Origin of the sequence: Microbacterium sp. KKR3/1 (genome assembly GCF_021272365.1) — a bacterium.
Classification (GTDB): domain Bacteria; phylum Actinomycetota; class Actinomycetes; order Actinomycetales; family Microbacteriaceae; genus Microbacterium; species Microbacterium aurugineum.
The window spans coordinates 279376-302868 of the sequence record NZ_JAJSDW010000003.1 but is presented as its reverse complement, the minus strand read 5'-3'; the positions used below and the strand labels follow the sequence as shown (position 1 = coordinate 302868).

Annotated in this window: 32 protein-coding genes, 1 tRNA gene and 1 pseudogene; 17 read left to right on the top strand and 17 right to left on the bottom strand. The window is 66.0% G+C overall.

Features of this window, described 5'->3' with window-relative positions:
* Window positions 1-57 precede the first annotated feature (57 nt).
* The gene (locus tag LVJ59_RS16395; protein WP_047521526.1) at window positions 58-591 is read right to left on the bottom strand and encodes a DNA modification methylase; all 534 of its coding nucleotides are present in this window, start codon (window positions 589-591) and stop codon (window positions 58-60) included.
* 135 nt (window positions 592-726) lie between these two features.
* On the opposite strand from LVJ59_RS16395, the gene LVJ59_RS16390 reads away from it, so the two are divergent.
* The 5 genes from LVJ59_RS16390 to LVJ59_RS16370 all read left to right on the top strand — a co-directional run bounded on the left by LVJ59_RS16390 (window position 727) and on the right by LVJ59_RS16370 (window position 5668).
* Complete coding sequence (locus LVJ59_RS16390; protein WP_017201416.1) at window positions 727-1209, top strand: CarD family transcriptional regulator; 483 nt, start codon at window positions 727-729, stop codon at window positions 1207-1209.
* A gap of 71 nt (window positions 1210-1280) precedes the next feature.
* The gene (ispD, locus tag LVJ59_RS16385) at window positions 1281-2510 is read left to right on the top strand and encodes a 2-C-methyl-D-erythritol 4-phosphate cytidylyltransferase (RefSeq protein WP_232763813.1); all 1230 of its coding nucleotides are present in this window, start codon (window positions 1281-1283) and stop codon (window positions 2508-2510) included.
* Window positions 2511-2595: 85 nt separating this feature from the next.
* Window positions 2596-3996 carry a cysteine--tRNA ligase gene (cysS, locus tag LVJ59_RS16380; protein WP_232763812.1) on the top strand — a complete coding sequence of 467 codons (1401 nt, stop codon included), beginning with the start codon at window positions 2596-2598 and terminating at the stop codon, window positions 3994-3996.
* A complete protein-coding gene (rlmB, locus tag LVJ59_RS16375) occupies window positions 3989-5002 on the top strand; it encodes a 23S rRNA (guanosine(2251)-2'-O)-methyltransferase RlmB (protein ID WP_047521519.1) in 1014 nt (337 codons plus the stop codon). The genes cysS and rlmB overlap by 8 nt, the downstream gene beginning before the upstream one ends.
* 24 nt (window positions 5003-5026) lie before the next feature.
* Window positions 5027-5668 (top strand): NAD(P)-dependent oxidoreductase, encoded by a 642-nt coding sequence (locus LVJ59_RS16370; protein ID WP_131491428.1) that lies wholly within the window; start codon window positions 5027-5029, stop codon window positions 5666-5668.
* Window positions 5669-5803: 135 nt separating this feature from the next.
* Here the strand turns inward: LVJ59_RS16370 and LVJ59_RS16365 are convergent, their stop codons facing one another.
* Window positions 5804-7108 (bottom strand): DUF4032 domain-containing protein, encoded by a 1305-nt coding sequence (locus LVJ59_RS16365; protein ID WP_232763811.1) that lies wholly within the window; start codon window positions 7106-7108, stop codon window positions 5804-5806.
* Window positions 7109-7198: 90 nt separating this feature from the next.
* A complete protein-coding gene (locus tag LVJ59_RS16360; protein ID WP_047521512.1) occupies window positions 7199-8302 on the bottom strand; it encodes an ABC transporter ATP-binding protein in 1104 nt (367 codons plus the stop codon).
* A gap of 233 nt (window positions 8303-8535) precedes the next feature.
* Between LVJ59_RS16360 and LVJ59_RS16355 the strand changes: the two genes are divergently transcribed.
* Window positions 8536-9474, top strand: a complete 939-nt coding sequence (locus LVJ59_RS16355; RefSeq protein WP_232763810.1) for a thioredoxin domain-containing protein — start codon at window positions 8536-8538, stop codon at window positions 9472-9474.
* Window positions 9475-9514: 40 nt separating this feature from the next.
* Window positions 9515-9587, top strand: a tRNA-Thr gene (locus LVJ59_RS16350).
* A gap of 457 nt (window positions 9588-10044) precedes the next feature.
* Here LVJ59_RS16350 and LVJ59_RS16345 read toward each other — a convergent pair.
* From LVJ59_RS16345 to LVJ59_RS16335, 3 genes are all read right to left on the bottom strand, one after another.
* A complete protein-coding gene (locus tag LVJ59_RS16345) occupies window positions 10045-10647 on the bottom strand; it encodes a hypothetical protein (protein WP_232763809.1) in 603 nt (200 codons plus the stop codon).
* A gap of 102 nt (window positions 10648-10749) precedes the next feature.
* Complete coding sequence (locus LVJ59_RS16340) at window positions 10750-11217, bottom strand: terminase large subunit domain-containing protein (RefSeq protein WP_232763808.1); 468 nt, start codon at window positions 11215-11217, stop codon at window positions 10750-10752.
* Window positions 11210-11704, bottom strand: a complete 495-nt coding sequence (locus tag LVJ59_RS16335) for a hypothetical protein (protein ID WP_232763807.1) — start codon at window positions 11702-11704, stop codon at window positions 11210-11212. Before LVJ59_RS16335 ends, LVJ59_RS16340 begins: the two co-directional genes overlap by 8 nt.
* Before the next feature lie 103 nt (window positions 11705-11807).
* On the opposite strand from LVJ59_RS16335, the gene LVJ59_RS16330 reads away from it, so the two are divergent.
* A complete protein-coding gene (locus tag LVJ59_RS16330) occupies window positions 11808-12038 on the top strand; it encodes a hypothetical protein (protein WP_232763806.1) in 231 nt (76 codons plus the stop codon).
* A 44-nt stretch (window positions 12039-12082) separates the two neighbouring features.
* Here the strand turns inward: LVJ59_RS16330 and LVJ59_RS16325 are convergent, their stop codons facing one another.
* Window positions 12083-12754: a DUF4145 domain-containing protein gene (locus LVJ59_RS16325; RefSeq protein ID WP_232763805.1), complete on the bottom strand. Its 672-nt coding sequence runs from the start codon at window positions 12752-12754 to the stop codon at window positions 12083-12085.
* 190 nt (window positions 12755-12944) lie between these two features.
* Here LVJ59_RS16325 and LVJ59_RS16320 point away from each other — a divergent pair, with 190 nt between their 5' ends.
* From LVJ59_RS16320 to LVJ59_RS16305, 4 genes are all read left to right on the top strand, one after another.
* Complete coding sequence (locus LVJ59_RS16320; RefSeq protein ID WP_232763804.1) at window positions 12945-13181, top strand: hypothetical protein; 237 nt, start codon at window positions 12945-12947, stop codon at window positions 13179-13181.
* Window positions 13178-13342 carry a hypothetical protein gene (locus tag LVJ59_RS16315; protein WP_232763803.1) on the top strand — a complete coding sequence of 55 codons (165 nt, stop codon included), beginning with the start codon at window positions 13178-13180 and terminating at the stop codon, window positions 13340-13342. The genes LVJ59_RS16320 and LVJ59_RS16315 overlap by 4 nt, the downstream gene beginning before the upstream one ends.
* A gap of 141 nt (window positions 13343-13483) precedes the next feature.
* Window positions 13484-13966, top strand: coding sequence for a hypothetical protein (locus LVJ59_RS16310; protein WP_232763802.1), 483 nt, complete (start codon window positions 13484-13486; stop codon window positions 13964-13966).
* The gene (locus LVJ59_RS16305) at window positions 13954-14349 is read left to right on the top strand and encodes a hypothetical protein (protein ID WP_232763801.1); all 396 of its coding nucleotides are present in this window, start codon (window positions 13954-13956) and stop codon (window positions 14347-14349) included. The genes LVJ59_RS16310 and LVJ59_RS16305 overlap by 13 nt, the downstream gene beginning before the upstream one ends.
* 120 nt (window positions 14350-14469) lie before the next feature.
* On the opposite strand, the gene LVJ59_RS16300 is transcribed toward LVJ59_RS16305, so the two are convergent.
* Window positions 14470-14874 (bottom strand): hypothetical protein, encoded by a 405-nt coding sequence (locus LVJ59_RS16300; protein ID WP_232763800.1) that lies wholly within the window; start codon window positions 14872-14874, stop codon window positions 14470-14472.
* Window positions 14875-14893: 19 nt separating this feature from the next.
* Complete coding sequence (locus LVJ59_RS16295; protein WP_232763799.1) at window positions 14894-15103, bottom strand: helix-turn-helix domain-containing protein; 210 nt, start codon at window positions 15101-15103, stop codon at window positions 14894-14896.
* A 31-nt stretch (window positions 15104-15134) separates the two neighbouring features.
* Between LVJ59_RS16295 and LVJ59_RS16290 the strand changes: the two genes are divergently transcribed.
* Complete coding sequence (locus tag LVJ59_RS16290; RefSeq protein ID WP_232763798.1) at window positions 15135-15593, top strand: hypothetical protein; 459 nt, start codon at window positions 15135-15137, stop codon at window positions 15591-15593.
* Between the two features lie 5 nt (window positions 15594-15598).
* Here the strand turns inward: LVJ59_RS16290 and LVJ59_RS16285 are convergent, their stop codons facing one another.
* The 4 genes from LVJ59_RS16285 to LVJ59_RS16270 are packed head-to-tail and all read right to left on the bottom strand — an operon-like array spanning window position 15599 to window position 16768.
* Window positions 15599-15952 carry a hypothetical protein gene (locus LVJ59_RS16285; protein ID WP_232763797.1) on the bottom strand — a complete coding sequence of 118 codons (354 nt, stop codon included), beginning with the start codon at window positions 15950-15952 and terminating at the stop codon, window positions 15599-15601.
* The gene (locus tag LVJ59_RS16280; protein ID WP_232763796.1) at window positions 15949-16296 is read right to left on the bottom strand and encodes a hypothetical protein; all 348 of its coding nucleotides are present in this window, start codon (window positions 16294-16296) and stop codon (window positions 15949-15951) included. The genes LVJ59_RS16285 and LVJ59_RS16280 overlap by 4 nt, the downstream gene beginning before the upstream one ends.
* A complete protein-coding gene (locus LVJ59_RS16275) occupies window positions 16293-16580 on the bottom strand; it encodes a hypothetical protein (protein ID WP_232763795.1) in 288 nt (95 codons plus the stop codon). The genes LVJ59_RS16280 and LVJ59_RS16275 overlap by 4 nt, the downstream gene beginning before the upstream one ends.
* Window positions 16568-16768, bottom strand: coding sequence for a hypothetical protein (locus LVJ59_RS16270; protein ID WP_232763794.1), 201 nt, complete (start codon window positions 16766-16768; stop codon window positions 16568-16570). The genes LVJ59_RS16275 and LVJ59_RS16270 overlap by 13 nt, the downstream gene beginning before the upstream one ends.
* A gap of 27 nt (window positions 16769-16795) precedes the next feature.
* Between LVJ59_RS16270 and LVJ59_RS16265 the strand changes: the two genes are divergently transcribed.
* Window positions 16796-17353 carry a hypothetical protein gene (locus tag LVJ59_RS16265; RefSeq protein ID WP_232763793.1) on the top strand — a complete coding sequence of 186 codons (558 nt, stop codon included), beginning with the start codon at window positions 16796-16798 and terminating at the stop codon, window positions 17351-17353.
* 21 nt (window positions 17354-17374) lie between these two features.
* On the opposite strand, the pseudogene LVJ59_RS16260 reads toward LVJ59_RS16265, so the two are convergent.
* Window positions 17375-17834, bottom strand: a pseudogene (locus LVJ59_RS16260) (single-stranded DNA-binding protein).
* A 58-nt stretch (window positions 17835-17892) separates the two neighbouring features.
* Between LVJ59_RS16260 and LVJ59_RS16255 the strand changes: the two are divergent.
* Together LVJ59_RS16255 and LVJ59_RS16250 are read left to right on the top strand one after the other, a co-directional pair.
* On the top strand, window positions 17893-18096 hold the full coding sequence (locus LVJ59_RS16255) for a hypothetical protein (RefSeq protein WP_232763791.1): 204 nt from the start codon (window positions 17893-17895) through the stop codon (window positions 18094-18096).
* A gap of 375 nt (window positions 18097-18471) precedes the next feature.
* Window positions 18472-20709: an arylsulfatase gene (locus LVJ59_RS16250; protein WP_232763790.1), complete on the top strand. Its 2238-nt coding sequence runs from the start codon at window positions 18472-18474 to the stop codon at window positions 20707-20709.
* 45 nt (window positions 20710-20754) lie between these two features.
* Here the strand turns inward: LVJ59_RS16250 and LVJ59_RS16245 are convergent, their stop codons facing one another.
* The 3 genes from LVJ59_RS16245 to LVJ59_RS16235 form a co-directional block, all read right to left on the bottom strand.
* Window positions 20755-21384, bottom strand: a complete 630-nt coding sequence (locus LVJ59_RS16245; RefSeq protein ID WP_134351933.1) for a hypothetical protein — start codon at window positions 21382-21384, stop codon at window positions 20755-20757.
* Window positions 21385-21469: 85 nt separating this feature from the next.
* Window positions 21470-22096: a hypothetical protein gene (locus LVJ59_RS16240; protein ID WP_232763789.1), complete on the bottom strand. Its 627-nt coding sequence runs from the start codon at window positions 22094-22096 to the stop codon at window positions 21470-21472.
* A 4-nt stretch (window positions 22097-22100) separates the two neighbouring features.
* Entirely contained in the window at window positions 22101-22415 is a 315-nt protein-coding gene (locus LVJ59_RS16235) for a hypothetical protein (protein ID WP_232763788.1), read from the bottom strand.
* Window positions 22416-22639: 224 nt separating this feature from the next.
* On the opposite strand from LVJ59_RS16235, the gene ppk2 reads away from it, so the two are divergent.
* Window positions 22640-23473: a polyphosphate kinase 2 gene (gene ppk2 / locus LVJ59_RS16230; protein ID WP_232763787.1), complete on the top strand. Its 834-nt coding sequence runs from the start codon at window positions 22640-22642 to the stop codon at window positions 23471-23473.
* Window positions 23474-23493: the final 20 nt, after the last annotated feature.

Genomic DNA, 23493 nt, shown 5'->3' with positions numbered 1-23493 from the left:
CACAGAGGAGGCCGGCACCCCGTAAGGTGCCGGCCTCCTGTGTGTTCGACGCGGGGGTCACTCCGAGGGAGCAGGCGCCGCCGTGTCGGTCGGCATCGGCGTCGGTGCCGATGTGCGCACCGACTCCGAGGGGACGAGGTCCGAGTAGTAGGGGAGAGAGCCGTCGAGCACGGGAACGTCGGCCTTGACGCCGGTGGAGTCTCCGGACTGGAAATGCATCTCGACGGTCGCGCCCGGCTTGGTGTCGAGTCCGACGATGCGCAGCGGCTCCTCGTCGGCGCCCAGGCTCTTCGTCTCGCCCGCGGGGACCGTGACCTTGAAATCGTTGCCGTCTCCGAGGGAGATCGTGAGTGTGGCGCTCTCTTCGGTGGGGTTCACGACAGCGGCGATGAAGTTGCCGATCGATCCGTCCTCCGTCGCGATCACGAGGGCGTTGCGCACGTCGATCGGGCCGTCGGCGTCGGAGATGTTCACACCGTCGGACGCCGGATACTCGATCTTGGTCGACTGCGGGGTGATGAACGTGCACCCGGTCGCGCCGAGCAGAACGAGGGCGCTGAGGGCTGCAGACGCAACAAGGCGCGATTTCACGGGTCCTCCTGAGGTCCGGCGGGATATCCGCATCCATTCTATGGGTAAGTCGTGAGCGACTCTGCGGCCCTGGGGCGCGAACCTTAGCGCATCTGCCCTGTGGTATCCTTGAGGTTGCCGAAAGGACACGTTTTTATGCTTTTTGAGGTTGGCGAAACCGTCGTCTATCCCCACCATGGCGCTGCGACCATCATCGAGGTCAAGGAGCGCATCATCAAGGGTGAGGCGAAGAAATATCTGAAGCTCAACGTCACCCAGGGCGATCTCATCATCGAGGTTCCTGCTGAGAACGTCGACCTGGTCGGCGTTCGCGATGTGATCGGGAAAGAGGGCCTCGACCACGTGTTCGAGGTGCTGCGTGCACCCTTCACGGAGGAGCCCACGAACTGGTCCCGCCGGTACAAGGCGAACCTCGAGAAGCTCGCCTCCGGCGATGTCATCAAGGTGAGCGAGGTCGTCCGCGACCTGTGGCGTCGCGATCAGGACCGCGGGTTGTCGGCGGGCGAGAAGCGGATGCTGGCGAAGGCTCGTCAGATCCTCATCTCCGAGCTCGCGCTCGCGGAGAAGACCGATGAGGACAAGGCGGGCGCACTGCTCGACGAGGTCCTCGCTTCCTGAATTCTCGACGAAGGGGCGGATGCTGCGGCATCCGCCCCTTCGTCGTCCCTGCCACGCGGTAGCGTGAGAGGGTGACCCTGCTTCCTGTCCCCGACATCGCGATCATCGTCGTCGCCGCCGGCTCCGGCACTCGGCTGGAGGCGGGGGCGCCGAAGGCTCTCGTGGGGATCGACGCGCATTCGATCCTCCGGCATGCCCTGGACGGCGTGTTCGCAGCCCTGCCTGCGCAGGTGATCGTCGTCGCACCTGCCGGCCACGAGGGTGACGCGTTGGCGGAACTCGAAGCCGCCGCAGGAGACCGGCGAGACCTCGGTCGCGTCGTGACGGGCGGCGCGACGCGGCAGCAGTCCGTCGCCGCGGGGCTCGACGCGCTCTGGGGCGACGTGAAGACCGTGCTCGTGCACGACGCGGCGCGCGCCCTCACGCCACCCTCTCAGATCGATGCGGTCGCGCGTGCCGTCACCGCGCAGGAAGGAGTCGTGCCCGCGCTCCCCGTGGTCGACACGCTCAAGAAGGTGGCGGAAGGTGCCGTGGTGGCCGCGGTCGACCGTTCCGAGCTCGCCGCGGCGCAGACGCCGCAGGGCTTTCCCCGCGCTGCGCTCGAAGCGGCCTACGCGGCAGCCGTCTCCGCGGGGGTCGAGTACACCGACGACGCGGCGTTGTTCGCCGCGGCCGGGAACACGGTGCGGCACATCGACGGTTCCGCTCGAGCGTTCAAGATCACCACACCCGATGACCTCGAGCGCGCCCGGCACCTGCTCGGTGCGTTCGCAACGCCGGCGCACGCACCGCAGGAGGCGCCGATCACTCGTCCCGTCATCCCTCGAATCGGCATCGGCACCGATGTGCATGCGTTCGGCGGCGAGGGGAGCCTCTGGCTCGCCGGCGTGGAATGGCCGGGGGAGCAGCCCCTCTCCGGACACTCCGACGGGGATGCGGTCGCACACGCGATCGTCGATGCTCTCCTCGGCGCCGCCGGCCTCGGGGACATCGGCGAGCACTTCGGCACCTCGCACCCGGAGTACGCGGGAGCACATGCGGACGTCTTCCTCGCGCGCACCCGTGAGCTGCTGGCAGACGCGGGCTTCGAGATCGGCAACGTCTCCGTGCAGCTGCAGGGGAACCAGCCGCGCTTCAGCGTGCGTCGCCGCGAGGCGGAAGGCGTCTTGTCCTCCGTGCTGGGCGCTCCCGTGTCCGTCACAGCGACCACGACCGACCGGCTGGGCTTTCCCGGGCGGGGCGAGGGCATCGCGGTGACGGCGGTCGCGGTCGTGGTGGCCGTCGATCCGCGCGACGGGTGACGGTCCACCACGCTCAGGACGTCACACGCCGCATGAATCGTCATCGCGGGGCGGTCGCTCAGCAGTCGCCGAGTAGGCTTGAGCGGTGACTCTCCGCCTCTACGACACCCGCGCTGCGGTGTTGCGCGACTTCGTGCCTCTCGATCCCGAGAACATCACGATGTACGTGTGCGGACCCACGGTGCAATCCGGACCCCACATCGGGCACGTCCGAGCGGCCCTGAGCTTCGATCTGCTGCGTCGCTGGTTGGCCCACCGCTATGGTCGGGTCACCTTCGTGCGCAACGTCACCGACATCGACGACAAGGTGCTCGCCAATGCGACGGATGCGGAGCCCTGGTGGGCACTGGCCTACCGCATGGAGCAGGAGTTCACGGCCGCGTATGCCGGTGTCGGCATCCTTCCTCCGACCTACGAGCCTCGCGCCACGGCATCCGTTCCTCAGATGCAGGAACTGATCGCTGGTCTGATCACCCGCGGACACGCCTACCCCGCCCCCGACGACTCGGGAGACGTGTACTTCGACGTGCGCTCCTGGTCGGAGTACGGCTCCCTCACGCATCAGTCGATCGACGCCATGGAGCCCGCGGAGGACGCCGACCCCCGAGGCAAGCGGAACCCGCAGGACTTCGCGCTCTGGAAAGGCAGCAAGCCGGAGGAACCGGCGGACGCGACGTGGGCCTCCCCGTGGGGCGCCGGTCGTCCAGGGTGGCACATCGAGTGCTCCGCCATGGCGAAGCGCTACCTCGGCGCGGAGTTCGATATCCACGGCGGCGGGCTCGACCTGCGATTCCCTCATCACGAGAACGAGCTCGCGCAGTCGACGGCGGCGGGCGACGGTTTCGCCCGCTACTGGGTGCACAACGGTCTCGTGACCGTGGCCGGGCAGAAGATGTCCAAGTCGCTGGGCAACTTCACCTTGGCGGCGGACGTGCTGTCGGCCCATGACCCTCGGGTGGTGCGCTATGCGCTTGCCGCCGCGCACTACCGATCGAGCCTCGATCTCAGCGAATCGTCCTGGGCGGAGGCCGAGGCCGCGTTGGCGCGCATCGACACCTTCGCCGCTCGCGTCCGCCGCGCCGTTCCCGGCATGACGGATGACGCGGGTGATGCTGTTCCGGATGCGTTCGCCGACGCGATGGACGACGACCTGGGGGTCCCCCAGGCGCTGGCCGTGCTGCACGACACCGTGCGCCGCGGCAACTCGGCACTCGACGCCGGGTCCAAGGAGGAGGCCTGGACCGCTTTCGTTCAGGTGGACGCGATGGTCCGCCTCCTCGGATTCGACGAACTCCCGTCCGGTGGGGCAGACCTCGCCGAGCACCGCACTCTGGACGCCCTCGTCCAGACGATGATCACCCAGCGCGCGCAGGCTCGCGCTGACAAGGACTGGGCGGCGGCGGATCGCATCCGAGACGCGATCGCCGCCGCAGGAATCACGCTGGAGGACACTCCGGCCGGAACTCATTGGAGTATCGATGGCTAAGCCACAGCGCCCCGGCGCGAGCAACGGTAAGAAGAAGGGCCCGACCAAGGGCACGGGCGGACTCGGGCGCAAGGCACTCGAGGGCCGCGGTCCGACCCCGAAGGCGGAGGACCGCGCCTGGCACCCCGCGGGCAAGCGCAAGGCAGCGGCTGAGCGCTATGCCGCCTCCGGGGGCAAGGGAAAGCCCGGTGGACAGCGCCAGACCTCGGGCGGCAATCCCAACCGCTCCGCCAGGGCGAAGGACAACACCACCGACACCGAGACGGTCACCGGGCGCAACTCGGTGCTCGAGGCGCTGCGGGCGAAGATCCCCGCGACGGCCTTCTACATCGCGCAGCGCGTGGAGATGGATGACCGCGTCAAGGAGATGCTGTCGATCGCGACCCATCGCGGAATCCCCGTGATGGAGGTCACCCGGCAGGAGCTCGACCGCATGGCCGGCTTCGACGGCGTGCACCAGGGCGTCGCGGTCAAGGTGCCCCCGTACGAGTACGCTCACCCGCAGGACCTCCTCGAGAAGGTCATCGACCAGGGCGAGGTGCCGCTGTTCGTGGCGCTGGACGGTGTCACCGATCCCCGCAACCTCGGAGCGATCATCCGATCCGCTGCCGCGTTCGGCGGTCACGGCATCATCCTGCCGCAGCGCCGTTCCGCCGGGGTGAACTCCGCGGCCTGGAAGACCAGTGCGGGCGCCGCTGCGAGGATCCCGGTGGCACTCGCGACGAACCTCACGACGCAGCTCAAGGAGTTCAAGAAGCAGGGCGTGTTCGTGCTCGGACTCGACGGCGGCGGCGATGTGTCGCTTCCCGACCTGCAGCTCGCCGATCGTCCCGTGGTGATCGTCGTGGGTTCGGAGGGCAAGGGGCTGTCGCGGCTCGTCACCGAGACGTGCGACCAGATCGTCTCGATCCCGATCTCCGCCGCGACAGAGTCGCTGAACGCCGGTATCGCGACGTCGGTCGCGCTGTATCAGGTGGCGACGGTCCGCGCCGCGAAGCAGTCCTAGCGCACGTCCAGAGAGAGGTTCACCATGGCTCGCATCATCGTCCTCGGAGGAACCGGGTACGCCGGTCGTCATATCGTCGCGGAGGCGGTGAGTCGAGGACATGCCGTGATCGCGATCTCGCGCTCGGAGGCGACTGATCCGGTAGCGGGCGCAGCCTACGTGCAGGGCTCGGCGTTGGAGCCGGCGTCGCTCGCGGACGCCTTCGTCGGTGCGGACGCCGTCGTCTCGGCGCTCTCACCGCGCGGGGACATGGCCGATCGGGCGTTGGAGGCGTTGACCAATGTCGTCTCTCAGCTCGCCGGTACGCCGACGCGTCTCGGTGTGGTCGGAGGAGCAGGTGGCAGCCTCGTCGCTCCGGGCGGACCGCGTCTGTTCGATCAGGACTTCCCCGAGGAGTACAAGCACGAAGCGCAGGTCGGCATCGATTCCCTCGCGCTCCTGGAGAGCACGGATGAGGATCTCGACTGGTTCTTCATCCACCCCGCAGAGGTCTTCGGTCCCTGGGCCGAGGGTGAGCGCACCGGACACTACCGCGACGGCGGTGACGTGATCGTCCGCGATGCCGAGGGGAAGTCGTTCATCTCCGGTGCGGACTTCGCGATGGCCGTGGTCGACGAGATCGAGCAGGGGAATCACCACCGCGAGCGCTTCACGGTCGGCTACTGACCGCGCGTACCGGCGCAACCGCGCCTACCGGGCGCGACCCCGTCTCGGGCGGTCGAAACCCCCCTGCCGTGTCGAAACTCCCGGGCTCCGGCGCCGACCACCGGGGGTATCGACGATGAAGAGGGGTTTCGGCGCTCAGACCAGGTCCCGCCAGTCGATGTCCTCGTCGTCGTCGGTGACGGGAGTCACCCCGGTGATGACGGGCAGGCTCATCGTCTCGGTGGGCGGACCCATGATGGTGGCCTCGTCACGGCGGTGGCGCAGTACCTCGTTGATGTAGCTCGTCAGGACCTCCGCGAGCGGCACGGAACGCCCCTGCGCCTGTGACAGGTACCACCGGTGCTCCAGTACCTGGTGGAACACCTCCGCGGGCTCGAGCTTGGAGCGCAATTCGTACGGGATCGCGCGGACGACGGGCTCGAAGACCCGCGTGAGCCACTCGTGCGCGTACATCTCCTCGTCGGACCACTGCTTCGTCGAACGGGCGCGGAACTCGTCGAGGTCGTTGAGCAGGCGCCGGGCCTGGTTCTCTTCGACGTCGAGCCCCGTCAGGCGGATCAGGCGTCGCTGATGGTGACCGGCGTCCACCACCTTCGGTTGGATCTCGACGACCGTGCCATCAGCCGTCGTCGACATGGACATCTCGTCGATGTCGAAGCCCAGAGCGTTGAGCCGCTCGACGCGTTCCGTGATGCGCCACGTCTCTGCGGCCGAGAACGACTCCTGGGCGGTCAGTTCCGCCCACAGGGACCGATACGAGGACACGATGCCGTCGGCGATCGCGATGGCGTCCACACCGTGCTCCAGGCGGCCCCCGGCGGCGAGGTCCATGATCTCCCCGGCGATGTTCGTGCGGGCGAGGTCGAGGTCGTAGGCACGTTGGCCGTCGGTCAGCCCCTCCTCGTGCAGTTCCCCGGTCTCGGCGTCGACCAGATACGCCGCGAAGGCTCCGGCGTCGCGACGGAACAGCGTGTTCGACAGGGAGACATCGCCCCAGTAGAAGCCGACGTTGTGCAGGCGCACCAGGAGGAGCGCTAAGGCGTCCACGAGCCGGGTGGCCGTATCCGGACGGAGGACGCGGGTGAACAGCGCGCGATAGGGCATGGAGAAACGCAGATGCGCTGTCACGAGGGCTGCCGGCAGCGGCTCCCCGTCGGCATCCGTACGTCCGGCGATCACGGCGACGCGGTCGACGCAGGGGACATCGAGCCGAGCGAGGTTGCCCAGCATCTCGTATTCGCGTTGGGCCATCTCGGCCGTGGTCTCCTTCACCGCGATCACGCGGCCGGAGAGGTCGGCGAAGCGCACGAGATGGCGGGAAAGACCCTTCGGGAGCGACACGATGTACTCCGAGGGCCACTTCGCGAGCGTCGTGGACCAGGGGAGGGCCAGGAGACCCGGATCGATCTTGCTCGCGGTGATCCGCAGTGAATCGTGCATGGTGCTCCCTGAACGCGGGGTGACGACGGAGACAGAAAGAGACGCGGCGCAGGCGACCGAAGTCAGCCTGCGCCGCGTCTGTGGATCCGATCAGACGGAGACGACCGGCTTGTCGTTCAGGCGGTCGCCAGACTCGATGTCGAACGCGTGCACGTGGCCCGGGTTCGCCGCGAGCGTGACCGTCTCGCCGGCGTTCGGGTGGTTGCGGCCGTCGACACGGGCGACGATGTCGCTGCGCTTGCCGTTGATCTCGGTGTGGCCGTAGAGGTAGCCGTCGGCGCCGAGCTCTTCGACCAGGTCGACGACGACGGGAAGACCCTTGCCGTCGGCCGGTCCGACCGTGATGTCCTCGGGACGCACACCGACCGTGACCTGGCTGCCGTTGGCGCGGCCGACCGTGTCGCGGTCGAGCGGGACGATCTCCGACCCGAAGCGGATGCCGCCGTCGGCGAGGTCGGCAGCGAACAGGTTCATCGCGGGCGAACCGATGAAGCCGGCCACGAAGACGTTGTTCGGCTTCTCGTACAGGTCGCGCGGGGAGCCCACCTGCTGGAGGAGGCCATCCTTGAGGACCGCGATGCGGTCGCCCATGGTCAGAGCCTCGGTCTGGTCGTGGGTGACGTAGACCGTGGTGACACCGAGACGGCGCTGCAGCGAGGCGATCTGCGTACGCGTCTGCACGCGGAGCTTGGCGTCGAGGTTCGACAGCGGCTCGTCCATGAGGAACACCTGCGGCTGACGCACGATGGCGCGTCCCATGGCGACACGCTGACGCTGACCACCCGAGAGGGCCTTCGGCTTGCGGGTCAGGTAGGGCTCGAGGTCGAGCAGCTTGGCGGCTTCGAGCACGCGGGCTGCACGCTCTTCCTTGCCGACGCCCGCGATCTTCAGGGCGAAGCCCATGTTCTCGGCGACCGTCATGTGCGGGTACAGCGCGTAGTTCTGGAAGACCATCGCAATGTCGCGGTCCTTCGGCGGGACGTCGGTCACGTCGCGGTCGCCGATGAGGATGCGGCCGGCGTTGACCTCTTCGAGGCCGGCTAGCATGCGGAGGGAGGTCGACTTACCACACCCAGAAGGACCGACGAGGACGAGGAATTCGCCGTCACCGACCTCGAGGTTCAGCTTGTCGACAGCGGGACGGGTTCCGCCGGGGTACAGGCGGGTGGCCTCGTCGAAAGTCACAGATGCCATCGTGGTTTCTCCTTCACCGGCAGGTACGTGCCGGACGATCCGTAGTGATGAAGCGGCGGAGTGAACCCGCCGTGACCCGACTCTGGGTCGGAATCAGTATGGCATGAACCGGGGTACCTGGGTATTTCTCAGCCTGAATCGCTAGCATCGAACTCGGCCGCGCGCTGCGGCGATCGTCGCCGAGCGGCGGTCGGGGCCAACCCGGACCCCCCTGGAGACTTACAAGAGGAACGATGTCGAGCGACGAAACGCCGAACGTCCCCACGCCACGCAATTCCCGCGAGGTCGTGCGGGAGAAGGCTCAGAGAGTGCACGCCCAGCAGTCGCGGGCGCGCCTCATGCGACGGATCATCATCGGCGCCGTGGCGCTGGTCGCGGTGGGCGCGATCGGCACGGCGGTGACGCTGGCGGTGTCATCGCAGGTGTCCAAGCCGCGGCTCACGCCGACCGGCATGGAATCGGACGGCGTCGTCGTCACCGACGTCGAGGCCTTCGCCGGATCCGCTGCGGTACCCACGACCCCCACGCCCGAGTCGACCGACGCGGGCGCTTCCGAATCTCCGACGCCGGAGCCGACGGCGTCCGAGAAGGTCGACATCCACGTCTACGTCGACTACCTCTCGCCCGACGCCGGAATGTTCGAGCGTGCCAACGCCCGCCAGCTCGCCGGATGGATCAAGGAAGGCGCGGTCACCGTCAGCTACCACCCGGTGGCCCTGCTCACCGCGAGCTCGAACGGCACCAAGTTCTCGCTGCGTTCGGCTGCGGCTGCGGCGTGCGTCGCCACGCATTCGCCCGAGCAGTTCTACGCGTTCAACCACGAGCTGCTCGACGATCAGCCCGAGGTCGGCAGCGACGGCCTCTCCGACGAAGACCTCGCGAATCTCGCTCTCGCGGTCGGCGTCGACAACGGCAAGGCTGTCCGCTCGTGTATCGAGGACGGCGACTTCGTCAGCTGGGCCAAGGAAGCCACGACCCGGGCACTGGACGGCCCGCTCGCCGGTTCCGATGACCTGGTGCTGACCGCGACCCCGATGATCGTGGCGAACGGCGAGGCCTACGTCGGCGCCATGGACGATCCTGCCGAGTTCTCGCAGTTCGTCCTCAGCGTCGCCAGCGACGCGTCGCGCGAAACGCCGACCCCGACGCCGACCTCCACACCCGCCCCCTGATTCGGAGGGGGTCGATGCCATCGCTAAGCTGATGGCATCCGCCGACTTGGCGCAATTGGTAGCGCACCGTACTTGTAATACGGGGGTTACGGGTTCGAGTCCCGTAGTCGGCTCTGTTCTTCTCTCGCGGGAGTATGAATGCCGCGGAACGACGTGCGGACCTCACTCTGAGATTCCAGCGGAAGCCCAGCGAAGACGAGGCATTCCACTGACGCTATGCTCACGGGCTTGGGAACCGAGTACTAGCCCGTAAGGCTGCCTGCGGCGCGACGATGCGTGGCGAAGAGCCGATGGTGACCATCAACCGCGAGCTCACCGAACTCGTCGAGCGCGGCTGGGAGCCGGTGGCCATCGAGTCCACAGCGCCGACCCTGTCTATCTGCGTGCTGCTCAAGAAGGTGTCTTCGTGAGCGACCGCAGTCTTCCGGGGATTCAGCCAGTTGGCGGAAAGAAGCGGAGCCACTTGCCCAGGGTGGTGATGGCGGTGGCGCTCTTCGCCCTGGTCGTGATTGTGGGGATCGCTCTCTCTGCGGGCGACGGTAAAGACGACGACTACAACTCGAACACCTCCTACGAGGCCATCGCCCGGTGCGGGGAGGCAATTAAGATGTTCTCGGTCGTGGTGATGACGTAGTGGCCGCCATCGAGGGAGTGGTCCGCGATCTTGATCGGCTTGTCTTCGCCGATGAGCGTGGCCTTCGGATCCCAGGAGTATCCCGGCGTTTCGGAGATGAAGCCGGCGCACCCGTGCGTCGGGTTGGCGTCGTTGGGGCGTGCGACGAGCAGTGACCCGGATGCGAGGAGCGACGCGAGCAAGCGGATCCCGCAGAGGACATCGTTGTCGGCGTCCGTCGCGGTGATGCCGTGGTTCTTTCGCAGCTCGACGTTGAATGACGCCGCGGACGGGTCTGCGATCGTGAAACGGAGGAGCAGCCTCGCCGAGGTGGATGCGGGCAGGTGTCGGTCGTCCAGCCAGCGGACGAAATCGCGGGCGAGCTCACTGTCGGTGAGCTTCGGCTGCGCGAGCCTTGAGTCGTGGCGGAACTCGTCGACAAGGAACAGACGCGGCGCTGGACGGCCGAGGCTGTCGATCTCCGCGGAGACACCGAGGATGAGAGCAGCGGGTCGCGTTCGTCGTCCCTCAGTCGAGAGCGACGCCGATGAGTTACGCATCTCGGAAAGGTCGTCCCACGAGATCGTGTGCGTCGATACCAGAGACCGCTGAACTCGGTCTTGATTTGATGCTTGTGCTCCTCGGACAGCGCCGGGTTATCATCACAGCTTCGCGTTGGGCGGAGACATGCGTCCCAGGAGCTGGGTGAAGAACTCCTCCGGGATGACAGTGACTTCCTCGACATAGGCGAGAGCGACGGTCAGACCGCGCAGGACCTTCTCAGCCTTCGCATCCGAGGCGCCGAGGACGTGCACGGTGCGGCCCATGATGCGGGCTGTCGGTGCGCCGGCCGTGTAGTGCACCAGCCTCGCGAGCGGGCCGACGAGCGCCGGGTTCATGAGGGGCTCGAAGACGTTCCTGTACGCACTGTCGCGGGTGCGGGCGATCACGACGATCACACCGCCGGTCGCGAACAGCACCGCCATGAGGAACCGCAGCAGGGAGACGATCGTCTTCCCCGAACGGATCGCGCCCTCGAAGTTGTTGACGCGGACCTTCGACTCGCGCAGCGATCGCATCTGCTGCGGACCCAGAACCCCGGAGGACTCCTGCTCGTCGATGTCACTCATCTTCGTGCAGCCCCAACTCGAGGATCAGGTTCATGAGCATCGACTCGGCCTCAGCCACACCCTGATCGTCATCGTCACGGATGAGCTCGTGGGCGTCCTTCATGGCGAGAGACGCGGCACGGTGCAGGTTCAGGATGTCGCCCGTCGGCGCCCGCTCCAGCTCGTGCTCGTTGTAGTCATTCTCCTTGCCGCCGAAGTTGAACGCGAGGAACGGCTGATCGATCGCCACCAGATGGTCAGCGGCCTTCGCCATCAGCTCATCGATCAGCTCCAGGCGACGTACTTTGAGGTCGTGCTGTCGGGCATCCGTCGCTGACGCGGTCTGATTCGCACCGTCGAACGACAGGCCCTCGTCGGACGCGATCTTCGACACCGACGACGGAGCGATCTGCAACTCGCGTGCAATCGCATTCCTCGGGACGCCGGCGCCGATGAGCTCAATGGCGCGTGCGCGTACATCTGCTTCGACCGGGCGACCTTGGGCCATGGTTCACCTTGATCGTGCGTCACCTGGACGCGGTCACGGACGGCTACTGGGACGGTGTTGCGGGAATGCCGGAGGGGTTCAGAGCGTTGAAAGCAGTCAGCCAGTGTCGGCTGATGGAAGCGAGGATGCAGTGGGTGTCGAGATCAAGATCGGGTCGGGCAACGTTCCGGGTGCGGGGAACGTGAGCTGGAAGCTGCAGGTGACGAAGAACGCGAACGGCGACGTCATGCTGCGAGTGTTGCAGGAGGTGCGCCTGCTCGATGAGGGCGGCAAGATGATCGGCAGTGAGGACCCGAGGTACGCGTTCGTGGCGAGGCATCTCGGCGCGATGTGATGAGTGACGCCCGGGCGTCCTAGGCTGAGGGCAGGGGCAGCGGTCTAGCCCTCGCCGAGCGGTTTCCGGCGAGCCATCATGTCCGCGCGACGCGCATCGGCGACATAGACATCATCGAGAACGAAACGCGCGATGACGAGCGCGTCTTCCGCGTCCTCCCGAGTCGGAACTTCCTCGATGTCGCCATGCGCCATGTCGTTCCCGAGGATGCGGAGGGCGTGTGCCATGTCCTTCGTGCCGCTGCGGATATGACCTTGTTCGCTGAGTGTGTTGATCTTGGTGACGAGTGAGCCATCATCTATGCCTCGGTCTTTCGCTGTGGCTTCGACAACGCTGCGGACGAGGAGGAGTACAGCGCGATGTGCACTGATGCTCAGAGCATCGTTCGCCTCCTTGAAGAATCCCGCGACGCCGTCGGGGATGAAGGCGGTGTCGACCGACCGCATAGGCGGAGGAGACCAGGACTCGACGCTCATCGCTTCCCCTTCTCGGACGGCGGTTGGAGCATCGAGTATCGCCCCATCGGTCACACCGTTGGGGCGATACGCTCGGCTCTCGCCGGTCGCAACATTGAATCGGTGGCAAGCGTCGCATGTCGCTGCAATCTCTACGCGCAGTGGCTTGCCGTTCCCGAAGTCGCCAGCCGAAAGTGCGCGTCCAACCCGCGACGTGAAGTGGGTCTGGTTGCCGCAGAACGCGCAGAGTCCGGAGAGCATGTCGCTTATGTTAGCGACTCAGCCTCTTGCGCTGTGTCGGATGCGCGTCCAGTGGACGCGGTCAATTGGTGGGCGTGTCGAATTCCGGGATTCCCGAGGGCGCTGGGACTGTGGAGAGGTAGGGATGGTCGGCCCTATATCGACGACGTGGGGTCGTCGGGGCCGCTGAGATTGAAAGGTTGTGGGAACCATGAAGATCAAGATCAATGAGGCGGGGATGCGTGAACTGTATGCGGGCATCGCCAAGAAGATCGAGGACGCCGACAGGCGGTTTCGCCGCCAGCACGAGGGGTATCCGGTCGCAGAGGTGAAACCTCGCGTGAAGTCGGCGTTCACTGCCATTGGGGTGAACCTGCCGGAGCAGCAGATCGCCGACTACGCGAAGGCGGTATCGGCGCGGGAGCCGTTCAAGTGGGTGATCCAGTGAGCGACGGCGAGGGACGGATCCGACGCGAGTCCGAGGTCCCGATCCCTGAGGATGCGACGCCGGCCGAGGAGGAACGTCTCATCGATGAGGCGACCGACCTCGAGGAAGAGAAGCTGCTCGACGATCTGGAGGAGAAGTTCTTCCGTGACGCTGGTCTGTAGCTGACGACCGAAGCCCCGGTGTCCTCTGCGTGAGGGCCGGGGCGTCGTTCTGCGCGGGATGCGCTGTGATGTCGGCGCGATCTGGGATGCTGTCGGTGTTCTGCGCGTTCGGCGCAGGCATTGCCGAAAGGGGGCGCTGCGATGCAGCTGCATGAAATCTGGAACATAATCAGCGAGTCTTGGGACGAGTGGTGGAACTACATGCCGGAAGGGCCGCTGTTCAACTACAACCTGGGGACTTCCAATGGTGACGCGATGGTGTTCGGCTGGCATGACGCCAGGGCGGTGCTGAACGAGGACGTGAACATCGCCATCGAGTGGGGCATGACGGGAGACCCGTTCGAGAACCGTCGGGACTACAAGCCGGAGTGGGCGAAATTCCCCGATCCGACGGCGCAGTTGGTCTACGCGGACATCTTCTACGCCGGGGCGCTCGTCGATCGTGTGCTCATGGCGAGCGTCGACGGTGGGCGCGCGTACCTGCCGGTCCCGAAGCGGGAGGGTGACCGATGGGTTGCCATGGACAGGCCCTACCAGCTCGTGCGTCTGATCAGTGACATCTCCGGCGGACGGGACTTCGAGGAGTACTTCAAGCGCAGCGGGATCTACAAATGGCCGGCCTGAGGCGAACCAAAGACCAGCAATGGAAGCTGGTTGTCCAAGGGCTTGCTGCGGGATGCCTTGCTGAGGGCTACGATCGCCTGCCGGGCGCGAAGATGCGCGTGGAGTTCGCTTTCTCGCATGCATGGCGCCGGTGGGAAGATACGTACCGCTTTCCCAGTGTGGATCCGAACGACTTCTTCATCTACGCCCGCAAGAGCGAACGTCGAAACGGCGCGTCGGCAGCATTCGGTTGGGGCAGCGAACTTGAGCCGTACCTCGCCGGGGGATGCGCGGGTTGGGAACCGACAAAAGTGTTGGACCTGCTGAGCGAACGTGACGCGCCCGACGAGGAATCATGGGTCGCTCTGGCAACGCTCTTCGTATCAGACCTCACCAAGAGCTGAACGCCGAAGCCCCGGTGTCCTCTGTATGAGGGCCGGGCTTCGCTCTGGGCGGAGTGCTCCACCATCTACGTTCTATCGTTGCGGGTTTCGCGAATTAATGCACGCCTCGCTCCGCGTTTCTTACAGAGATGCAAAGAGTGCGACGGCGGCGACGACAAGCGACGCAACAGCGATGACCGTGGATGTCCATGCCATCCCTCGGGAGAACCGTTCCGTTCGAGCAGCGTCCTCGCGGGCGGCCTCGGCCATCTGCACGTTGCGAGCGGTCAGGTGAACCATTGCTTCTATCTGGGTACGCATTTCAGCGGTAGCCTCTGCAGTCTCTTCCGCTGCGTCCGCCGCTCGCCAGTGAGGCGAGTTGCTCAGGTCGATTTTGGGCATCTCATACTCAAGCGGGCTCGGCTGGAGGTTCGCGATGCTGTCCATCAATCCGGGAGGGAAGATGGGCTTTGCCTGAAACGCTGGTCCCGTGAAGATCTGGTTGATCTGGCCCAAGATGTCGTCTGGTTTTTCGCCCTCGCTCATGTCTTGATCGTAGCGAGCGTCACCGACGCCCGACTGCGCCACGGGGCCTGCCACGGCGAACGCTGGGCTCTATGCGGAGGACAGCCTTTGACAGGACGACGGTAACACCGTCGGGGCGGGCGCGCGTGGCGAGACGGCCGGCGTCGATCCACCGGTACACCTGTGACACGTGACGCCCGATCAGCGCGGCGGCTTCCTTCGCGGTCACCCACTCCTTCGGCTCAGGCATTGCTGTTTCCTCTCTCGAGTACTGTCGGCGTATGGTCGTAGGATCCGTGGAGCTTGTGGAGGTGTCCCCGCGCGAGGTGGGTGTCTACTGGCAGGTGTTCGCTCCCTCGGCGGAGTTCCCTGCCCCGTGGTGGGAAGAAGAGCACCGTGTCGACGACGGCCGTTGGCTGTCCGGCCGGCGTGCCGGTGTCGAGGTCGTGCGCTGCAAGTTCATCCTCGACGAGGGGCCGCTCTCCCATCCACTGCTGGGTTCGATGCCGGACGGGCAGTTGGACATTCTTGCGTTCGAAGTCGCGCTTTCCGCTCGTAGGCAGGGGGTAGGGCGCGCGACGACGCTTGCGATCCGCGAGATGTACCCGACGCCGCGCCTGACTGCGCTGAATGACAACGCGACGTCGCGCCACTTCTGGGACGGCATCGGTTGGGTTCGGCACCAGCCCTCGAACCCGCTCTTCGCGGGTGTCGAGCGAGTGACGTACTCGGAGGTCTGATCGATTCACGTCTCGGCTCCTTCCTGCCCTGCCGGTACCCACCCAGCGAGACGTTCTTTCGCCTCGGCTTGAGGGCAGAGTTCGCCAGGCTTCAACGACAGGTAGCCGTGCGCCTGGCATCCGCCATGGTGATCGAATGAGCAATCGTCCGGGTCGGTGAGGTCAAGGATCAGTGTCATAATCTGGTCGCTCGGTTCCTCGGCATCCCGCTCCGCCTGCACCTCGGCATCATGAGCAACCAGCCAACGATCGAAGGCTTCGACGGAGTCGGCCGCCGCTAAGAACATGTGCGCTGTCACGTGATCCACCGCGCGGATGTAGTCGCGGACCTCCTCGGCGGTCGGTGTGGACTCGGTCATGATGCTTGCTCCAGTTCTTCGTATTCGTCCTGGTTGAGGACGTGCCGGCACTCGTCGTTGGAGCACTTCACGGCCACGTGGCCCTCGTACCAGGCGGGCGGGTGCCAGATCATCTGCTGCTGGCATTCGGGGCAGCGGACCCGGCGGATGCGGTGGGGGCGTTCTTCGACTTCGTGGGAGCGGTAGGAGCGGTAGGAGCGGTAGGCGCGGTCGGCGGCGGCCGCGAAGTGGACTGCGTCGGCGGCGCCCGCCTCGGCGTGCACCCACTGGTCGGCGGTGCCCGGGTTCGAGCGGAGGTGCCGGCGGCACTCGTCGAGCGCGAGGTACACGCCCGTGAGGTTCACGTGCCCCTCGGCGGTCGTGCGGACGCCGCGTTGTCGCGCTGGACGGCCTTCGACAGGCCGAGCTGCCGGGCCCGGCGGGAGAAGCCGTCCCACCGGGCCAATGCGTGCTCGACGCGGTCGTAGTGCGCGGCGCACAGGAACCCGCGCTCCGCTGCCCTCGGGAAGCATCCGTGGCAGTCGTCGTTCGTGCACGTCTCGAGGTGCACGTCGGGGGCCTTACACGGGGCGACCGAGGGGACGCCGGGCCAGGCGGCGACGCAGAGGATCTGGTTTAGCACAGGCATGCTCCGTTCAGTGCGATGGTGGTCCAGCATGTCGTGCAGACGGGCCGGGGTTCGGGGTCGCCCTCGTTGGACGGTTGGCAGTGGACGTGGACGAGCACGCCGTCGACGTACTCGACCTCGTCGTCCTCGTGGATCCGGTCGCCGCAGTCGTTCCCGCGGACGCCGTTGTACTTCACCCGGAAACTCACCGCGCACCCGCCAGTAGAGTTCGACGCATGCCGAACTCTGTCATCGTCGAGATACCGTTCGATTTGTTGGGTGCCGTGGTGGTCCCCGTGGCCGCCATCCTCGTGAGCGCCGCGATCGCGTTGTGGATCACGAGTCGCGAGCGCGTCCGCGCGGAGAAGGATCGTGTCCGTGCACAGGCGATTGAGCTCATCCGATCGCTCAACGGAATTGGTCGCGCTGCCGCAGCTCTGGACATGGAGGCGCTGGACGAGGCGAACCTCAGGTACGAGCAGGAGTTGAATGCGTTCGCTGGTCATCTGGATGGCCGCGATGTCGCCGTTGCGAAGTATATCTGCATCGTCGTCAACCAATCAGACAGCGAACCTCTGGAGCACATGTGGAGGACGATGCTTTGGCTCGCCACGGCAATCGAACTGTGGCTACGAGGGCAGCTGAAGTCCCGGGACTTTGCTGCGCACATGCCTGCAGATACGACCTCGTGGGTTGAGAAGATCAACCTGGGTGACCGTGGGGCCGTGCTGCGGGGGCTCCCGGCCATCGGTATCGCGGATCTGGATTCGAACAACAGTGGTGTGGCGGGGTAGCTGAGCGCCGCAGGCACTTGGTCAGAATGGAGTGTCATCTTCAAAGCTCCCACCTCCCCATCCGTCAGCCTGGCGTCTACCACGGCTCCTCGGATACCTGACCGCCCGTGTCCGGCGCGCTCTGGCCGCCTCTGAATGCTGCACGGGTGACCTGCGCGGTCGCGTACCGGAGCGAGGGGCCGATCTCGTCGACCTCCAGCTCGATCGCGGTGCGCTGGTTGCCCTCGCGGTCCTGGTAGGAGCGCTGACGCAGACGGCCCTGCGCGATGACGCGCATGCCCTTCGTCAGCGAGCCCGCCACGTGCTCGGCGAACTCGCGCCACACGGATGCACGGAGGAACAGCGCATCGCCGTCCTTCCACTCATTCGCAGCGCGGTCGAAGTTCCGAGGCGTCGAAGCGATGGTGAAGTTCGCCACCGGCAGCCCGTTCTGCGTGTAGCGCAGCTCGGGGTCGGCCGTGAGGTTTCCCACCACGGTGATGACGGTTCAGTCATGAGGAGGGCCTTTCGAGACAGGTGGTGCGTCGTACGATGTGCGCATGGGGAAGAAGGGCAAGCCGAAGTCCGAGACTTCGGAGCTGGTGACGGCTGCGACTGAGCTCATCGCCGCGATGAAGGGCGCGAGCCCTGAAGAACTGGCGATAGCGAAGGAGACCTACGACGCGGTTCTCGATCGGTACTCGCTGAGGACTGAAGCGATGAGACAGGCACTCACCGACCAGGACGCGACGGCGGGAAGCTGACTTCTTACCAGACCTGGCGCGGCTCATGATGCTCGCCCTTTTGCGCGGTCGCGCATGTTCTGCTCTCTGACCTCGTTGAGGTACTTCTCGGCTCATGCCCGGGCCGTGAAGTCCGAGATCCCGAGCGGTGAAAAGCCCTGATGGGGCCCCTCGTCGACGCGACGAAGTCTTGTCGACGACCTGTCGATGCGCTATTTTGAGCGCCATCCAGTGCGCGGTGCTCGGATCGATCCGACCTTCGTCTCTGGCGGGAGTTCGGAGAAGTCGATGGTTGCTGGATCCGAAGGAGTTCGGCCGATTCGTTCGGCACCGTTGCCGCCCGCGAGGGTGCTGCCCTTTCCGCCGCCGCCATCGGGAAGCGTCGCGGGGCGCATCATGCAGGAATCGACGTATTCCCCGAAGCCTGTCGAGTCGCATCTTCCCTCGGATGCGCCGAACATCCTGATCGTTCTGATCGATGATGCAGGCCCCGCATTGCCGACGTCGCTCGGCGGCGAGGTGAGCACGCCGACTTTCGACCGGCTGCGTGACGAGGGCGTCGGCTACAACAGGTTCCACACGACGGCGATGTGCTCGCCCACGAGAGCGGCGTTGTTGACAGGGCGAAACCACCATCGGGTCGGGAACGGACAGATCGCCGAACTGGCGAACGACTGGGACGGCTACTCCGGCCACATTCCGAAGAGCACGGCGACCGTCGCGGAGGTGCTTCGCAACTACGGCTACTCCACCGCGGCGTGGGGGAAATGGCACAACACTCCCGCGGAGGAGACCACCGCCGCCGGTCCTTTCGACAGGTGGCCCACCGGATACGGGTTCGAGTACTTCTATGGCTTCCTCGCGGGGGAGGCGTCGCAGTATGAACCGAACTTGGTGCGCAACACGACGGTCGTGCTGCCGCCGAAGACGCCGGAGGAGGGCTATCACCTGAGCGAGGACATCGCCGATGATGCCATCGGCTGGCTCCGCGCGCACAAGGCGCTCGCGCCCGAGAAGCCGTTCCTGATGTATTGGGCGAGCGGAGCGATCCACGGTCCCCATCACGTCACCAAAGACTGGGCCGACAAGTACAAGGGCAAGTTCGACGACGGGTGGGATGCGTACCGTGAGCGCGTCCATGAACGGGCCAAGAGTGCAGGGTGGATCCCCGCCGATGCCGAGCTCACTCCCCGCCATCCCGAAATGGCCGCATGGGATGACATTCCCGATGACGAGAAGCCATTCCAACGTCGTCTGATGGAGGTCGCGGCCGGTTTCGCCGAGCACGTCGACGTGCAGGCGGGCAGGGTCATCGACGAGGTGGAACGACTCGGCTACGGAGAGAACACCATCGTCCTCTACCTGTGGGGCGACAACGGCTCGTCCGGCGAGGGGCAGAACGGCACCATCAGTGAGCTGCTCGCGCAGAACGGCATCCCGAGCAACGTCTCCGATCACATCGCCGCACTCGAAGAGCTCGGAGGACTGGACGCGATCGGCACGCCCGCGACCGACAACCAGTATCACGCAGGCTGGGCCTGGGCGGGTTCCACTCCCTACCAAGGGATGAAGCTTCTGGCATCGCACCTCGGAGGCACTCGGAACCCGCTCATCGTGAAGTGGCCCGCGCGGCTCCAGCCCGATGCGACTCCGCGTACTCAGTTCCACCACGTCATCGACGTCGTGCCGACGATCTACGACATCCTGGGAATCAGCGAACCCGACGTGGTGAACGGGATCCCCCAGGAGCCCCTCGACGGCGTCAGCTTCGCGTACTCGCTCGCCGATGCGGAGGCGGAAGGACGCCGGCACACGCAGTACTTCGAGATCATGGGGAGCAGATCCATCTACTCGGACGGGTGGATGGCCTCCGCGATCGGGCCGCGTCTGCCCTGGGTGCAAGGTCTGCCTGCGGGTATCCGGACCTGGACCCCGGATGAGGACCAGTGGGAGCTCTACGATCTCGAGCACGACTGGAGCCAGGCCCACGACGTGGCGTCGGAGTACCCGGAGAAGCTCGCGCAGCTCAAAGAGCTCTTCGCCATGGAAGCGGCCAAGAACAAGGTGCTGCCCGTCGGGGGCGGACTGTGGGTCGTCGCCCTCCATCCGGAACAGCGCATCGCGCCGCCGTATACGGAGTGGAGTTTCACCGGCGACACGTTCCGCATTCCGGAGTTCTGCGCTCCCGCTCTCGGCAACAAGCCGAACGTGGTCCGGTTGGGCGTCACCCTTCCGGAGCGGGCGAACGGGGTTCTGTACAAGCTCGGGGGCTCGGGAGGCGGGCTGACGTGCTTCCTCGATGACGGTGTCCTCACCTATGAGTACAACCTCTTCCTCATCCAACGGACCACCATCGCGACAGAGTCGCCTCTCGCCCCAGGGGAGTCGGTGATCGAAGTGGTGACGGACTACGTGGAACGTCGACCAGGCGGTCCGCTGAAGGTCGTGCTCCGGGCCGACGGCGTCGAGGTGGCGTCCGGGGTGGTGCCGGTCAGCGCGCCATTGCTGTTCAGTGCGAACGACTGCCTCGATATCGGGCGTGCATACGGCGGCCCCGTCTCACGTCGGTATGCGGATCGAATGCCGTTTCCTTTCGACGGCCTCATCGACGACGTGCACATCGCCTATCTTTGATGGCGGCGGTGGCGGGGGTTCTTGTCGGGGCGGCGCCCACCCGGGTCAGATCTTGATCGGGAACGTGATCAACAGAGCAAGTCCGCACAGCACGATGACGCCGCTCAGGCCGAGGAACACCCGGCGTCGCCAGGGGACCGCCTGGTGCTGAGAGATCGCGGCGAAGAACAGGACGAGTGCGAACAGCACGGTGAGCAGGGAGTAGTTGTCGCCGCGCTGATTGTTTGTGAGAGCTTCGTCGAACTTCGCATCCGCTCGCGCGCTCAACTGCTCGGCTTCCCGTGTGCCCGGCGGCACGTATTCCTCCATCACGAACGGCCCGCGCGCGGTGCGTCCCTCTGCGGTCCACGCGTCGAAAGCCACCGCGAACTCCTCGGTGAAGCGTTCCTCGACGAAGCTCACCAGATCGTCCCGCCCGTCGGCTTCCGCGAGAACCCATTCCGTGTACAGCGTGAGGTCGTACTGTCGCGCAGCTTGGGCGGTGGACTGGGCGGAAGCCGCTTGAACGCGAGCGCTGGAGGCCTGGCTGAACGCGATGGACATCTCGCCGCCCCACTTCGAGGCCTCGAAGCCACACCACGCCGTCACGACCGCGGTCACCGAGAGCAGGACGACCGTGATGATGTCCAGAACACGTGTCGTGGGGGTGGGCTCATCCGAGGCGCCTCTGTGCATGAGCCGATTCTGCGGCCCTCGACGCGGGCGCTGCCGTTCTTCTCACCCGGACGGGGTGACCGGCGGCACACTCACCCGATGGCGCTCAGAACAGGGTCACCGTGCGAGAGCTCGTCGTCCCGTCCGTCGGGTCGCCCGTGGCTCGGACCTCCACGGTGATGCCAGAATGCAGCGGGCTCGAGCCGAGGATGCCGAAGCTGACGTGGGTCACGCCCTGCCCGGCCACCGACCCCGCGAAGACCAGTGTGTAGGAGGTTGTGCCGTCGCCGTTGTCGACAGCGCCTCCGGCCGTCCACGTCGGGTCGGTCGCCGGCAGTGCTGCGACGACAGGACTGCTACCTCCGGCGTTCGCGATGACGGCGGGCTGAAGCGCACCGACATCGACCGAGGCGAACGTCACCACGACGACACCGCTGGTGATGGGCTCGACCGGCAACGTGGTCGCGCGCGTATCGTCGTTGCGAAGCTGGATCGAGGCTCCGTAGTACTGGGGGTCGATCCACGTGCCGCCCTGCATCGACTCGATCACGAATCGCCCACGGGCATCCACCGATGCGGCGGTGAGCGGTGTCGCGACGGCCGTGGCGATCACAGGAAGCGACCAGGCCGCACCCGCCAGGAATGCTCGTCGTCTCACCTCAACGTGTCGCTCCTGCTTCGCGGGATTCCCCGTGGGGTGGCCGTTGTTGAAGTGCTCTTCGCGAGATTCCATGGCGTCACACCCCCTGCGGCACGTCGAGCACCTCGTCGACGAGGCTGATCCCGCCCGTCGAGCTCGCGGAGTGCATCAGGTTCTGGATCCAGGTCGGATTCAGCTGCGGTGCCTCGGGTGCCTCGAAGGTGAAACGCAGCGGAATGGACGGGTGCAGCCAGATCGTCGAGCGTCCGGCGGGTTCGCCATCGGGATGACGCCAGGACAGGGTGAAGCTCTCGTTGCGGCGGAGCTTGGTCGCGATGACCACCTTCAGATGGGCGAGCGCGCGATCTTCGATGTGGATCTCTTCGCCGTTGCCGTACTGGATCGTTCCCATCCCCGCACGATAGTCGCGATTCGCGCCGTTCGCCGATTTTGCGGCGTGATCTCGTATCCTGACATATCACCTTAGTGGGTGATATGTTACCCACGCCGATCCTCCGGTGCCCGATGGAGTCGTACCGGGGGAGACGGCGCAGGTGGCCGCCTCCCCGGTCCGGCCACCTGCGCCGCGGTGAGGCGCGGTGCGCTCGGATCGCCCGGTCGGAAGGGACGTACCTCATGAGAGCATCAGACGTGGCCGCGTTCCCGACGGAGGGGCAGCACGGCTATCCGCCCACCGAGAAGCTCTCCGCGGCGGCATACGAATACGAGAAGCGACTGCTGCAGATCGAACTCCTCAAGCTCCAATCCCATGTCAAGAGCGCTTCCGAACGTGTGCTCGTCCTTTTCGAAGGGCGGGATGCGGCAGGCAAGGGAGGGGCGATCACGCGCTTCATGGAACACCTCAATCCGCGCGGGGCGCGGGTCGTCGCTCTCGACAAGCCCACGGATGCCGAGCGTACCCAGTGGTACTTCCAGCGCTATGTCGCACACCTGCCCTCCGGTGGGGAGATCGTGCTGATGGACCGCTCCTGGTACAACCGTGCCGGGGTCGAGCGGGTGATGGGCTACTGCTCGTCCGCCGACTACGAGGAGTTCCTGCAGACGGCTCCCTCGTTCGAGCGGATGCTCGTGGGATCGGGCATCCGTCTCGTCAAGCTCTGGTTCTCCGTCGGCGAGGCGGAGCAGAGGCGGCGGTTCCGGCGACGCAGCGCGGATCCGCTCACGCAATGGAAGCTGAGTCCGACGGATCTCGCCGGCGTCGATCGGTGGGCGGACTACACGGCGGCAGAGGAGGCGATGTTCTTCCACACCGACACATCGGCCGCGCCGTGGATCGTCATCGCCTCGGACGACAAGAAGCGAGCGCGGCTCGAAGCCATGAGATGCGTTCTCGCCCGATTCGACTACCCCGGCAAGGACCCCCTGATCGCTCATGCTCCCGATCCGCGTCTCGTCGGGCGTCCTTCGGAAGTCCAGGACGAAGACGAGACACTGAGCGGGAATGCGTGAGGCACCGTCGGCGGTTGTGA